Origin of the sequence: Sphingobium sp. JAI105 (assembly GCF_015752145.1) — a bacterium.
In the GTDB taxonomy this organism is placed as follows: Bacteria; Pseudomonadota; Alphaproteobacteria; order Sphingomonadales; family Sphingomonadaceae; genus Sphingobium; species Sphingobium xenophagum.
On the sequence record NZ_JADOUC010000001.1, the window covers coordinates 1,952,501 to 1,965,039 of the forward strand.

12 protein-coding genes (1 of these 12 cut by a window edge) are annotated in these 12,539 nt (G+C 64.5%); 5 read left to right on the plus strand and 7 right to left on the minus strand.

What is annotated here, in order from left to right; all coding sequences use genetic code 11:
• On the plus strand, positions 1 to 867 hold the 3' portion of the coding sequence (locus IWY39_RS09355; protein WP_019053484.1) for a lipopolysaccharide biosynthesis protein. 621 nt of this gene lie to the left of the window's left edge; the window shows 867 of its 1,488 coding nt (coding positions 622-1,488); its start codon lies off the left edge, out of view; it ends in the stop codon at positions 865 to 867.
• Between the two features lie 46 nt (positions 868 to 913).
• Here IWY39_RS09355 and IWY39_RS09360 read toward each other — a convergent pair whose 3' ends face one another.
• Positions 914 to 1,342 carry a CBS domain-containing protein gene (locus IWY39_RS09360; RefSeq protein WP_017182995.1) on the minus strand — a complete coding sequence of 143 codons (429 nt, stop codon included), beginning with the start codon at positions 1,340 to 1,342 and terminating at the stop codon, positions 914 to 916.
• Positions 1,343 to 1,413: 71 nt separating this feature from the next.
• Between IWY39_RS09360 and IWY39_RS09365 the strand changes: the two genes are divergently transcribed.
• Both IWY39_RS09365 and IWY39_RS09370 read left to right on the plus strand, forming a co-directional pair.
• Complete coding sequence (locus IWY39_RS09365; RefSeq protein WP_019053483.1) at positions 1,414 to 1,725, plus strand: hypothetical protein; 312 nt, start codon at positions 1,414 to 1,416, stop codon at positions 1,723 to 1,725.
• Complete coding sequence (locus IWY39_RS09370; RefSeq protein WP_017182993.1) at positions 1,706 to 2,083, plus strand: acyl-CoA thioesterase; 378 nt, start codon at positions 1,706 to 1,708, stop codon at positions 2,081 to 2,083. The genes IWY39_RS09365 and IWY39_RS09370 overlap by 20 nt, the downstream gene beginning before the upstream one ends.
• Positions 2,084 to 2,087: 4 nt before the next feature.
• On the opposite strand, the gene IWY39_RS09375 is transcribed toward IWY39_RS09370, so the two are convergent.
• The 6 genes from IWY39_RS09375 to hisS form a co-directional block, all read right to left on the minus strand.
• The gene (locus tag IWY39_RS09375) at positions 2,088 to 3,596 is read right to left on the minus strand and encodes a DUF4139 domain-containing protein (protein ID WP_107125883.1); all 1,509 of its coding nucleotides are present in this window, start codon (positions 3,594 to 3,596) and stop codon (positions 2,088 to 2,090) included.
• A 95-nt stretch (positions 3,597 to 3,691) separates the two neighbouring features.
• Positions 3,692 to 5,092: a DUF4139 domain-containing protein gene (locus tag IWY39_RS09380; RefSeq protein ID WP_107125884.1), complete on the minus strand. Its 1,401-nt coding sequence runs from the start codon at positions 5,090 to 5,092 to the stop codon at positions 3,692 to 3,694.
• A gap of 129 nt (positions 5,093 to 5,221) precedes the next feature.
• Complete coding sequence (locus tag IWY39_RS09385) at positions 5,222 to 6,160, minus strand: DUF4167 domain-containing protein (RefSeq protein WP_107125885.1); 939 nt, start codon at positions 6,158 to 6,160, stop codon at positions 5,222 to 5,224.
• 291 nt (positions 6,161 to 6,451) lie between these two features.
• Positions 6,452 to 7,294, minus strand: a complete 843-nt coding sequence (prmC, locus tag IWY39_RS09390) for a peptide chain release factor N(5)-glutamine methyltransferase (protein ID WP_107125886.1) — start codon at positions 7,292 to 7,294, stop codon at positions 6,452 to 6,454.
• 23 nt (positions 7,295 to 7,317) lie between these two features.
• A complete protein-coding gene (prfA, locus tag IWY39_RS09395) occupies positions 7,318 to 8,409 on the minus strand; it encodes a peptide chain release factor 1 (RefSeq protein ID WP_017182988.1) in 1,092 nt (363 codons plus the stop codon).
• Complete coding sequence (gene hisS, locus IWY39_RS09400) at positions 8,409 to 9,701, minus strand: histidine--tRNA ligase (RefSeq protein ID WP_229380739.1); 1,293 nt, start codon at positions 9,699 to 9,701, stop codon at positions 8,409 to 8,411. The genes prfA and hisS overlap by 1 nt, the downstream gene beginning before the upstream one ends.
• Positions 9,702 to 9,839: 138 nt before the next feature.
• Between hisS and IWY39_RS09405 the strand changes: the two genes are divergently transcribed.
• Both IWY39_RS09405 and ppa read left to right on the plus strand, forming a co-directional pair.
• Complete coding sequence (locus IWY39_RS09405) at positions 9,840 to 11,771, plus strand: M61 family metallopeptidase (RefSeq protein ID WP_107125887.1); 1,932 nt, start codon at positions 9,840 to 9,842, stop codon at positions 11,769 to 11,771.
• Positions 11,772 to 11,806: 35 nt separating this feature from the next.
• Positions 11,807 to 12,346: an inorganic diphosphatase gene (ppa, locus tag IWY39_RS09410; protein WP_017182985.1), complete on the plus strand. Its 540-nt coding sequence runs from the start codon at positions 11,807 to 11,809 to the stop codon at positions 12,344 to 12,346.
• Positions 12,347 to 12,539 lie beyond the last annotated feature (193 nt).

Consider the following 12,539-nt stretch of genomic DNA (forward strand, 5'->3'; position numbering starts at 1 on the left):
ACATTCGATTTTCGCGGCACTGGCGCGATGGTCGCCTATGGTGCTTCGCTGCTGGGCGGCCAGCTCTTCTGGATCATCCAGAGCCAGGCGGATATTTTCATCGGCGGGCGCGTGCTGGAGCCGCACCAGCTGGGCCTTTATGCCGAAGCGCTGTTCCTGACCCAGATTTTCGTCAGCAAGTTCATCCCGCCGCTCAACGACGTCGCCTTTCCCGCCTATGCGCGGATGCAGAAAGACCCATCGCGTGTCGCCTGGTCCTTTTGCAAGGCGGTGCGGCTGCTGCTGCTCATATCCTGCCCGGTCTATCTGGGCATGGCCGTGACCGCAGAGCCTTTGGTCGAAACATTGTTCGGGGCGAAATGGCTGGAGATGGCCCCCTTCGTCGCGGTGCTGGCGCTGGCCATGCCGTTCATGACGTTGCAGGTGATGTTCGCGCCGGTCAGCAATGCGCTGGGCCGCCCCGGCACGACCGCGCGAATCGCGGGCGTCGGCGCGGTGCTGATGCCGGTCGCCTTCCTCATCGGCATCTCCTTCGGCGCGATCGGCCTTGCCTGGGCGTGGCTCGGCGCGTTTCCGATCCTGACGATCGTGACGGCGCGGCTGGCCGGGGCGCCAATGGGCCTGCGCCTGATCGATCTGGTGCGGGCCGCTGCGCCGGGGCTGGGCTGCGCGATCCTGATGGCGGGCGTCGTGCTGGCGGTCGATCGCATCCTGCCGCCGCTGGCTGCGCCGGTGCGGCTTGCCGTGCTGGTGCCGACGGGGGGCATAGCTTTCCTCGCCGCGTTGATGCTGTGCGCGCGGGGCACGCTGATGGAACTGGTCGCGCTGGTGATTCGCCGCGCGCCGCCGGTTCAGGCGCCCGCCTGAGAATGTGGCTCGACAGGCGCGCAAGAGCGCGTGTCGAGCCCGTCTTTCAGGCGGTCTGGATATAGTCGCGCAGCGCAGCCGCTTCCGCCTCGATCCGGTCGATGCGGAACTTGACGAGATCGCCGATCGAAATCAGCCCGATCAATTCGCCGCCGACGACGACCGGCAGGTGGCGGATGCGCCGCTTGGTCATCAGCGACAGGCCCGCCATGACCGGCGTGTCGTCGTCAATGGTGATGGCAGGGGCGGTCATCACTTCCGCAACGGGACGCTCCAGCGCCGCCGCGCCTTCGGTCGCGACGCGATAGACCAGGTCGCGCTCGGAAAATATCCCGACTACCTGCCCGTCATCCACCACCGGCACGCAACCGATCCGCTGTTCCGCCAGCAGCGTCACGACGGACAGCACGCTGTCGGTCGATCGCACCTGGATGACGTCACGCCCCTTGCCCTCCAATATCGCCGCGATGGTCATGACCGCTCTCCTTTCCTGGACATTATGTCTCAATGCTTGATGATCACATTTTCGTAAGCCAAAGAAAAGAGATGACACGCAAACAAGCCCTCGACGATCCACAAATTGCCGCAGCCGCATGGACGCGGTTTCGCCGCATCATGCTGTGGATGGCCGCGGGGGGCGCGGCCTGCGTGGCGGCTTCGCTCATCTTCCTGCGGCTATGGGCCGGGCCGATGCCGATCCACATGATCATCGCCACGATTTTGGGCGTATGGTTGACCTTCATGCTGGGAACCGGCCTGATGGCGCTGGTTTTCCTGTCCAGCGGCACCGGGCATGATGAACAGGTAATCGACCGGATCAAGGATGAGGTGCCAGAGCATGACCAAGACGCGCGGTGATGTCGTGTTGCGCGTGATGCCGCGGCTGGCCGACATCAACGCCAATGGCCATATTTTCGGCGGCTGGGTACTCAGCCAGATGGACATTGCGGGCGGCATCATCGCCCATCGGATCGCGCAGGGCGCGGTTGCGACCGTGGCGATCGAAAGCATGAAGTTCATCACCCCCATATTGCTGGGGGATGTCGTGTCGGTCTACGCCCATGAGGAGCGGCGAGGCCGCACGTCGGTCGCCATCCGCATCGACGTGGTGGCGGTTCGCGGACCGCAGGAGGAGCAAGTGGATCTGACCAGCGGACTGTTCACCTTCGTCGCGCTGGACGAAAATCACCGGCCCCGCCCCCTGCCCGACGCCTGAAAGCTCAGCGCGGCAAACGCCGCGTATAGGTCAGGTCGGCCTTGCCATTGGCGGGGACTGTGACTCGCCAGATCCATGCATTGCCGCGCCGCTCCATGTCCTTCGGGCGGGGCTCTATGTCGTGCGGGATGGTGACTTCGGCGGTCACATCGAACGGCCGGGCGTTGCTGAGCGCGATCGTCCAGTCCGGGCGCTCGCGCGTCGAACCCGTCGGCCGCACCGCGATGCGGACGTCCGCGCTTTCAGCGAGGTCATAGTCGATCCGCTCGTCCGCCGCCTTGTCGCCAATGTCCGCCTCCCCGGCCAGCAGGCGCATATCGTCCACCTGCTCGAAAACCGCGACGCGCCCTGACGGCATGGGCAGGCCAAGGCCATCATCCTTGCGATTCTGTAGCCGCAACCGCAGCGTCATCGGCCGGGATTCGCCCGCGTCCAATGCCCCGCTGACCGTCGCTGCGTAAAGGCGCTCGACCTTGACGCCGGGCTGGCGCAGCAGCGCGACCTGCTTCTGGCTGCTGGCGGCGACCGTCACGGACACGGGCACGCGGTAGAATTTCAGATCGCCCAGATCCTCCTGTTCCGCCACGACAGGCGCGGGCGGCGGCGGAGCGGCAACAGCCATCGGCGAAAGGACCGCTCGGGTCGTGCGCTGCGCCGTCACCATGATCTCCTGCGCGCCGTCCGCCATCATTGCCGGGGGCATCTCGACCGGAAACAGGTTCCAGCGCGGATGGGTGCTGGTAATGTCCATCGGCCAGCAGGTCAGGCGCAGCGGGCCGCCGGTGGGCCGTGGCTGATCCCCGCGTGGCTGGCGATGGGGCTGTCCGGCAATGACGTTGAGCTGGGCGCCGGCAAAGCCGGTGACGCCGCCATTGGCGACCGTCAGCCACGCCATCAGGTCCAGCCTGCTGCCATCCCCCTGCATGTCGGCGACATAGGAAGCGGACCAGTCGAACCCTTCGGCCAGATAGGTGAGTTGCAACGTCGCGCGGGTCGCCCGGTCGCTGGTCGCAATCACCGACAGCGTCGGACGCGGCGACAGATCCTTGGGTGCCTGTGGGTAGAACATCCTTTCGGGCAGGCCGCTGCACCCCAGCGCTTCATAGCCCTGTGCTGTGTGGACAATCACACCGCCGGTCGGCCCGGCGCTCAGTATCGCCTCCTGCTCGGTCACCTTGCCGGTGGCGCGGTCGGTGCGGCGCAGCGTGACGCGGCGCTTGAGATAGGCGTCGACCAACCCCGCGGGCGACAGCAGCCGCGCATCGCGATTCTTCTCCCGCACGCCGTGCGGCATGCCGGTCAGGATGGCGGTTTCGGGCATCAGCCCTTCGGCCACCCCTTCGAACCGGACCACCGATTCGCCCTGCGGCAGATCGACCGTGCGGGTTTCGGTGACCAGTGCATAGCCGCGCGGCCAGTCACGATCGATCGCGCCAGCCGCGCGGCCCGGCGCGCGATAGACGGTGACCGATACCGAATCGATCCGGGTGGAAATGACGGTATCGGCCTGCACCGATGGAGCAATGGCACAAAGAGACAGCGTCAAAAGCCAACCCGCGAAGGCCGGAACAGGCGCCCAATATCGCAAAAGCCGCACTACGACCCGCTTCAGTAGCGCGATTCGAAAGTGACGGTCAGGTCGACCGACCCGTTGGCCGGGACCGGCACGCTCCATTCCATCCGGTCGGCCGACACGCGCCGCCCTTCCACGCTCTGCGCGGTGACGCGGGTGTCGCCCCACAGCCCGCCCTGCGCCAGATCGATCGTGATCGCTTCGGGCCGGGCGTTGGTCAGCGTATAGCGCATCCGTGTTTCCCAGCGCGATCCGCCCTTTTTCATGCGCTGTTCGACCGTTGGCCGGACCTTGACGTCGAACGCCTCGCCCGTGCGCAGCGCCATCGACGATCCCATCGGCGTATGGTCGATGCTGTTTTCGCCGATGAATTGCGGATCGCCGCGCGCGTCGCGCATATAGACGCGGATCGTGCCCGCGGGCAGTTGATCGCCAAGCCCGCCCTGTTTGGATGTCGAGAATTTCAGCACGCTCGACGCACTCAGCGGTTCGGCTGAACTGCCGAGCCAGGGGTTGAGATATTCATAGGTCGCCCGCGCCGGCGCGCCCTTCACGTCCAGAAAACTCACCTGTTTCTGCTGCGCGTTGGCAATCGTCGTGCGGCGCTCCAGCGGATAGAGATAATAGTCGCCCAGCCGTTCGCGCGGGCCGCTTTCCGTTCCCGCCTGGTCGATCGCGCCGCTGCCCGATTGCCACCAGTTGCGGCGACCGCCCCCATTGGCGGGATTGCCTGCGACCAGGATGGTCCGCGCATTGTTGAAGGTCGTGCCGGTATTGTTGGTCAGCGTGACCCAGCCCTGCATGTCCATCGCGCCCTTGGCCGCGTCGAACAGCGCGACATAATCGGCGGTCCAGCCCATATTGGGGGTCAGGTAGGACAGGCGGGTCGGCACCGTGCCACCGCGCGCCGCATCGACCGTGACCGACAGGGTCGGCTTGGCGCGCAAATTGGGCGGCACCCGATCGAATATCACCCGCACCGGCAGGCCATCGTCGCGCAGCACCTCGATCCGTGCGCCGATCTGGAGCACGATGCCGCCATTGGCCGCGAGTATCTTGGCCCGCTCGCGCGTTTCCGCGCCGGTCGCGGGATTGGTGCGCACCAGCGTCACCTCCTGCCCGACGGCCTTGTCCATCAGCTTGTCGGGCGACAGCAGATCATAGTCGAAATTCTGTTCGACGATCGCGATGCCCGGCCCCGACAGGGTGACGGTTTCAGGCCGGATGCGCGCCGACACATCGGGAAATTCGATGCGGTTGCGCCCCTGCGTCATCGCCAGTTGCCGGTCATCCTGCACCAGCGACTGGCCGCCATTATAGATGGTGACCGCAACATCGCCCTGGGCCGAAGCCCCGGTCGGATCGGCGGCGTCCTGCGCCAGCGCGGCAATGGGGAGGGCACATAGAAGCGGCACGAACAGGCGAAGGGTAGTCATGGGGCCAAGTCTCTCCCAACAATGTCGTCGCCTTGTGCCGCAAGCGGCCCGACTTGGGAAGCGGGCATGAAAAAGGGGACGGCGCGCTTGGCGTCGTCCCCTTTTTCATGCCGGATGCGGCGAAGCGGCTTATTCGGCCGCCTGCGTCGTCGTGGCGCGGGGGCGGCGGGTGCGCTTCTTGGGCGCCTCCTCGCTGGCTTCGCTGTCATTGTCGGCCCGCGCGATCGAGGGCGGCAGGATCGCCATGTCCAGACCCTCGGTCGCTTCGGCGGCTGCCGGTTCGACGATCTTGCGCGGACGGCCACGGCGCGGACGGGGCGCTTCTTCGCTCTGCGGCGCGGGTGCCTGCTGGACGGGCGCAGCCTCTACGACCGGCGCTGCGACAGGAGCAGGCGCGGGCTGTTCGACCTGCGGCTGCGCTTCGGCAAAGACGGGCCGGTCGCGACGCGGACGGTCACGGCGCGGGCCGCGATCTTCACGCCCACGATCGTCGCGCCCACGATCCTCACGACTATCGCGTGATTCGTCCTGACGGCGATTCTGGTCGCGCTGCGGACGATCGCCCTGATCGCGCGCGGCGCGGTCATTGTCGCGCGGGGCACGATCCTGATCGCGCGGCGCGCGGTCATTATAGTCCCGCTGGCCCCGGTCGGGCTGTTCGCGCGGGGTGCGATCATAGGAGGCAGAATCGGTGCGGAATTCGTCGACACCGTCGGCGACGCCGTCGAAATCGTCGCCATCCTCGTCGAAATTCTCGTCCGGGCGGCGGTGACGCTGCGGCTGATTGGCCTGCTGCTCTTCCTGCCGGGCGCGATTGTCGGCCAGGACGCGGAAATAATGGTCGGCAAATTGCAGATAATATTCCGCATTCACCCGGTCGCCCGCCATCTGGGCATCGCGCGCCATATTCTTGTATTTCTCAAGAAGCTGGGCCGCATTGCCCCGCGCGCGGTTGTCGATGCGGTTACCGCTATCGCCCCCGCCGCGATTGCCACCATTATTGGGACGTCCATTGTTATTATTGTTCCGGCCGCGATTGCGGCGACCGGCCTGCCGGTTGTTGATCAAGACATGATCCTTGCGTTCGCTGTCATCATATTGGCTGAAAACTCTGTTCCGTCGCCATCCCCAAGCACGGCCCGCACATCAGGCCGGATACGGCTCCGCAGGGCATGGCCGGTTCAAAGGGCCAGTGCCTCAAGATGCCAGCGGCGCCGGGCAGCAGCGCCGTCATGACTGTCAGGAGCGTAGAAAATGGCTTTTTCTATCAATGGCCTAAACTAACCATATCACGATATAGTGCCATCCCTGCTGTCGATGTAGAGACTTTCGCTGGAGAAACCAAGCAATTTCCGCTTGTCACGGCGTTAATTGCATTGCGCCTGTCCCTTTGGACATGGTTGCGACCAGACAACGATCATGCCCGGCAAGGTCTTGCAGCGCCCGGACGGCCAGGCCCACGTCGCCCAGCAGCGCGGAAACCGCATCCTTCTGATCATAGCCGATTTCGATCGCGGCCATGCCGTCCGGCGCGATCAGGCGGGGCAGGTCGGGCACGATCCGGCGATAATCGTCCAGCCCCTCAACCCCCGCGAAGAGCGCGCTGTCCGGCTCATGCAGCACATCGCCCGCCAGCGCGAGGCTGCGCGCGATATAGGGCGGGTTGATCAGGATCAGGTCGAAGCGCCCGTCAATGCCCTGCGCCCAGTCGCCGGGGCGGAAGGTCGCGCGGCCCGCCAGCCCCAGCCGTTCCGCATTGCCTTGCGCCACCGCCAGCGCGCCGGGCGACGCGTCGATGCCCAGGCCATGGGCATCGGGCCATTCGCTCAGCGCCGCCAGCAGCAACGCGCCGGAGCCTGTGCCAAGGTCGAGGATGGATCGCGGCGCGCGCGCCGTGAAATGGGCGACCGCCGCCTCGATCAGCGTTTCGCTGTCCGGGCGCGGGATAAGGACGTCGGGGGTGACGGCCAGGCTGATCGTCCAGAAATCGCGAAAGCCCGTAATATAGGCAACCGGCTCCCCCGCGACGCGGCGATCCGTCAGCGCCGCAAAGCCGGGCGGGACGCGCAGGTCGCGCTGGCGCAGCAGCAACGCGTTGCGGGAAAGACCCAGCGCATGGGCCATCAGCAATTCCGCGTCCAGGCGCGGCGTGTCGCTGGCGGCGCTGATCCGGGCAGTGGCGGCGCGCAGGGCGTCGGCCATGCCCCCGTCCCCTGCGATGCCGCTCAACCGATCCCGTCCAGTTGCGCCAGCCGGGCGGCTTCATCCTCCGCAATCAGCGCGTCGATCACTTCGGCCAGCCCCGGCCCTTCCAATATTTCCGGCAGGCGATGCAGCGTCAGGTTGATGCGATGGTCGGTGACGCGCCCTTGCGGGAAATTATAGGTGCGGATGCGTTCGGATCGGTCGCCCGATCCCACCATCGCCTTGCGCGCGCCGGCCTGCTCGCTCTGGGTGCGTTCGCGTTCGGCTTCGTAGAGGCGCGCGCGCAGCACCTGCATCGCCTTGGCCTTGTTCTTGTGCTGGGACCGTTCGTCCTGCTGGATCACGACCAGACCGCTGGGCAAATGGGTGATGCGGACCGCCGAATCGGTGGTGTTGACATGCTGACCGCCAGCGCCCGACGCCCGATATATGTCGATCTTCAGGTCGCTGTCGGCGATCTGGACGTCGACCTCCTCCGGCTCCGGCAGCACCGCGACGGTCGCCGCCGATGTATGGATGCGCCCGCCGCTTTCGGTGACGGGCACGCGCTGGACGCGGTGGACGCCGCTTTCAAACTTCAGTTTCGCGAACACGCCGGTGCCGGTGACGGACGCGACGACTTCCTTATACCCACCCGCTTCGGAGGGGTTGGCGGACATCAGCTCCATCTTCCAGCCGACCGAATCGGCATAGCGCTGATACATGCGGAACAGGTCGCCTGCGAACAGGGCCGCCTCGTCCCCACCAGTGCCGGCGCGGATTTCCAGCATGGCCGGGCGCGCATCGGCCGAATCGCGGGGCAGCAATTGCAGCGCCAGCGCCCGTTCGGCGGCAGGCAACTGGCTTTTGAGGATCTGCATCTCCTCCTGCGCCATTTCGCGCATCAGCGGGTCCGCGTCCGCATCCGCGCCCCCCGTCATATAATCGAGCGCAGCCAGTTCCTGCCGCAAACGGCGCACTTCATGCGCGGCGCGGGCCACCGGCTCGATCTCGGCATATTCCTTGGACAGGCGCACAAACGCATCGGCGGGCAGATCGGCCCGCGTCATCGACGCCTGCACCTCATCCCGGCGCGCCTCGATCTGCGCAATGCGTTCGGCGGAGATGTGCATTAACGAGCGCCAGTCCCGCTCATCAATTGCTCCAACTTCAATGCAAGTTGAACACGATCGCTGATAGCTCTCAAGCCACCGATATCAGCGCCATTATATCTCAAATAATATTCTCCCCCCGAAGCGTCAGGCGCACGGACGAACAACAGCGCTTCAATGCCTGCCTTTACTGCACGTTCAGTTTGCTTTTTAGCGTTTCCTCGAACGGCAAGTTCGGTAGCAATGCCAGCCGCTCGAAGGCGACCAGCTATTGCAATGCTAGCTAGTTGGAGTTCGGGATTGTCGGGTATGACTGCGATCTCCGGCCGCTCGCGCTCCGGCGCATCCACCAGCATCGCCAGCCGCTCGATCCCCGCTGCCCATCCGACCGCAGGCGTCGCGGGGCCACCCAGATTCTCGATCAGCCCGTCATAGCGCCCGCCACCCAGCACCGTGCCTTGCGCGCCCAGCCGGTCGGTGACGAACTCGAACGCGGTGTGGCGATAATAATCGAGGCCGCGGACCAGCCGGGCATTGCGTTCCCATGCCACGCCCGCCGCATCCAGGCCGCTCGTCACCTTCTCGAAAAAGCTGCGCGCTTCATCGGTCAGATAGGCGTCGATGTCGGGCGCACTGTCGGCGACGGGGCGGTCGCGCGGGTCTTTGCTGTCAAGGATGCGCAAGGGATTCTTCGCCAGCCGATCGACGCTGTCCTCCGACAAGTCCCCGCGATGCGCCTCGAAATGCGCGATCAGCGCGGCGCGCCAGGCTTCCCGGCTGGCCGCGTCGCCCAGCGTGTTGAGCGTCAGCGTCACGCCCTCGTCAATGCCCAGTTCCTTGAGCAACTGGTCCGCGAACACCAGCAATTCGACGTCCGCGCCCGGCTCGGCCGCGCCGATGATTTCGGCGTCGAGCTGGTGAAACTGGCGGAAGCGGCCCTTTTGCGGCCGTTCGTAGCGGAACAGCGGGCCATGCGTCGCCACCTTGAGCGGCGCATATTGCTGCCAGCCCTCGGTAATATAGGCGCGGCTGATCCCGGCGGTAAATTCCGGGCGCAGCGTGATGGAATCGCCGCCGCGATCCTCGAACGTGTACATTTCCTTCGACACGACGTCGGTGGATTCGCCCAGCGACCGGGCGAAAACGGCAGTGGATTCGAATACCGGCACCTCTACCCGCTGAAAGCCGTAAAGTTTGCGCACCCGGTCAAAGGTCGCGACCACATGCGCAAAGCGTTCTGCAAACGCTTCTGCTGTGCCGCCCAACATGTCTTGCGTGCCGCGAACCGGGCGCGGGGTTTCGATTTTCGCCATATGCCGGGCCTTTAGCTTCATTTCAGGCCGGGTGAAATGAATATTTGGGTCAGCGCAAGGGGTGGACGAGGCCAAGAGACAAGGCCATTGTGACGGCATGAGGGCCGTCCGGCCCAGCCTGTATTTTCGGAGACGTTCATGATCCGCAGCCTTGCTGCCGCCCTTTGCCTGACAACGGGCATTTCCCTGGCCATCGCCAGCCCGCTAGCCGCCCAGGAAGCGATCCGGTCCAAACCCACCGCCCTGCCGGTCAACGACGCAACCCCCGCGCCAAAGGACATTCCCTATCCCGGCGGCACCATCAAGCTGGAGGTTGACGCCAGCGACACGACCCAGCGCATCTTCCGCGTGAAGGAGACGATCCCGGTCGCGACCAGCGGGCCGATGACGCTGCTGATGCCCGAATGGTTGCCGGGCAATCACGCCCCGCGCGGCCAGCTGGAAAAGCTGAGCGGCCTGACCTTCACCGCCGATGGCAAGCCGCTGAGCTGGAAGCGTGATCCGCTGAACGTCTACGGCTTCGTCATCGACGTGCCGCAGGGGACGAAACAGGTCGTCGCCCAGTTCCAGTTCCTGTCCGCGACCGCGGGCAATCAGGGCCGCGTCGTGGTGACGCCCAAGATGCAGAATATCCAGTGGGAAGCGGTCTCGCTCTATCCGGCGGGCTATTATACCCGCCAGATTCCGGTGCAGGCGACCGTCACCTATCCCGCCGGCTGGCAGGCCGCGACCGCGCTGCGGGGCAAGCGGACCGGCGATACCGTCGCCTATGACGTGATCGACTATGAAGCGTTGCAGGATTCGCCCGTCTTTGCCGGCGAGCATTTCAAGGCGGTGGATCTGGGCAACAACGTCACGCTCAACATCGTGGCCGATGATGCCGACGAACTGGTCTATACCCCGGAGCAGATCGCCAAGCACAAACGCCTGGTGGACGAAGCGGGCGCGCTGTTTGGCAGCTATCATTTCGACCATTATGATTTCCTGTTGGCGATCACCGACGAAATGGGCGGCATTGGCCTGGAGCATCATCGCAGCTCGGAAAATCAGGTCGAGCCGGGCTATTTCAAGAAATGGAGCGATGGCGAGGCGTTGCTGGACCGCAACCTGCTGCCCCATGAATTCACCCATAGCTGGGACGGCAAGTTCCGCCGCCCCGACCTGCTATGGACCCCCGATTTCCGCACGCCGATGCAGGACAATCTGCTGTGGGTCTATGAAGGGCAGACGCAATTCTGGGGCTATGTGCTGGGCGCACGGTCGGGCCTGTTCACCAAGCAGGAAACGCTCGACGCCTATGCCCAGATCGCGGCCAAGCTGGACACCACGGTCGGTCGGCAATGGCGGCCGATGGAGGATACGACGCATGATCCCATCATTTCCGCCCGCCGGCCCAAGGGCTGGGTCAGCTGGCAGCGGTCGGAGGACTATTATAATGAAGGGCTGATGATCTGGCTGGAGGCCGACGCGATCATCCGCAAGCAGACCAGGGGTGCCAAGGGGCTGGACGATTTCGCCAAGGCCTTTTTCGGCGTGAAGCCGGGCGACTGGGGCGAACTTGTCTATAACCGGCAGGATGTCATCAACACGCTGAACGGCATCGCGCCCTATGACTGGGCCGGTTTCTTCCAGACCTATGTGGACAGCCCGACGCGCGAAACGCCCAAGGGCGGCTTTACCATGGGCGGATATAAGCTGGTCTATGGCGACACCCCCAATGCCATTACCAAAGCGGCCGAAGGCGCGAACAAGATTGTCGACCAAAGCTATGGCATCGGCCTGATCGTCAAGAATGACGGCGAAATCAGCAGCGTCATCTGGGACAGCCCGGCGTTCAAGGCGGGCCTGCTGGTCGGTGCCAAGATCGTGGCAGTCAATGGCGATGAATATTCGGGCGATGTGTTCAAGGCGGCGATCAAGGCCAAGGCGCCGTTCCAGATCATCCTAAAGAAGGACAAATATTACCGCACTTTGTCACTCGATTATTCGGGCGGGCTGCGCTATCCGCGCCTCGAAAAGACAGGAGAGGGTGAGGGCAGCCTCGACAAGCTGCTCAAACCGAAAACATAAACACCCCGAAGCCAAGTGCAACAAAAGGCGTATCCATGAATATCGAACTGATTCCGGTTGGCGATGATCCGCCCAACAGCCTGAATGTCATCATCGAAGTTCCGGTCGGCGGCGAACCGGTGAAATATGAGTTCGACAAGGCGTCGGGCGCGCTGTTCGTGGATCGCATCCTGCACACGCCGATGCGCTATCCGGCCAATTACGGCTTCGTGCCGCACACGCTGTCGCCCGATGGCGATCCGCTGGACGCACTCGTCATCGCGCGTTCGCCCTTCGTCCCCGGTTCGGTCGTCCGCGCACGCCCGATCGCGGTGCTGAACCTGGAAGATGAAGCGGGCGGCGACGAAAAGCTGGTCTGCGTGCCGGACAACAAGACCTTCCCTTATTATGCCGACGTGGGTGAAAAGGATGACCTGCCCGGCATCGTGATGGAACAGATCGAACATTTCTTCACCCATTACAAGGACTTGGAAAAGACCAAATGGGTGCGGATCGGCACCTGGGGCGGCGCTGAGGATGCCCGGCAGATCACGCTGGAAGCCATTGCCCGCTATCAGGCGACGAAGAAGGACTGAAACGTCCGCTTGTCCGACCGAATCGAAAAGGCCGCGCGGTGCAAACTGCGCGGCCCTTTTTGTGGCAATGCAGTCCCGCAACATCCTCCCCTGCAAGGGGGTGGGGACCGTTCGCGAAGCGAATGGTGGAGGGGTATCCCCTCTGCAAGGGCAGGATTGTCATGAAGCGCAGTCCGCCTGCCTGCTATTGGCA

Bases quoted from the DNA above. Each gene is read 5' to 3' on its own strand.
- IWY39_RS09360 (WP_017182995.1), bottom strand. From the start codon at position 1,342: ATGACCATCGCGGCGATATTGGAGGGCAAGGGGCGTGACGTCATCCAG.
- IWY39_RS09365 (WP_019053483.1), top strand. From the start codon at position 1,414: ATGACACGCAAACAAGCCCTCGACGATCCACAAATTGCCGCAGCCGCA.
- IWY39_RS09370 (WP_017182993.1), top strand. From the start codon at position 1,706: ATGACCAAGACGCGCGGTGATGTCGTGTTGCGCGTGATGCCGCGGCTG.
- IWY39_RS09380 (WP_107125884.1), bottom strand. From the start codon at position 5,092: ATGACTACCCTTCGCCTGTTCGTGCCGCTTCTATGTGCCCTCCCCATT.
- prmC (WP_107125886.1), bottom strand. From the start codon at position 7,294: ATGGCCGACGCCCTGCGCGCCGCCACTGCCCGGATCAGCGCCGCCAGC.
- prfA (WP_017182988.1), bottom strand. From the start codon at position 8,409: ATGCACATCTCCGCCGAACGCATTGCGCAGATCGAGGCGCGCCGGGAT.
- hisS (WP_229380739.1), bottom strand. From the start codon at position 9,701: ATGGCGAAAATCGAAACCCCGCGCCCGGTTCGCGGCACGCAAGACATG.
- IWY39_RS09405 (WP_107125887.1), top strand. From the start codon at position 9,840: ATGATCCGCAGCCTTGCTGCCGCCCTTTGCCTGACAACGGGCATTTCC.
- ppa (WP_017182985.1), top strand. From the start codon at position 11,807: ATGAATATCGAACTGATTCCGGTTGGCGATGATCCGCCCAACAGCCTG.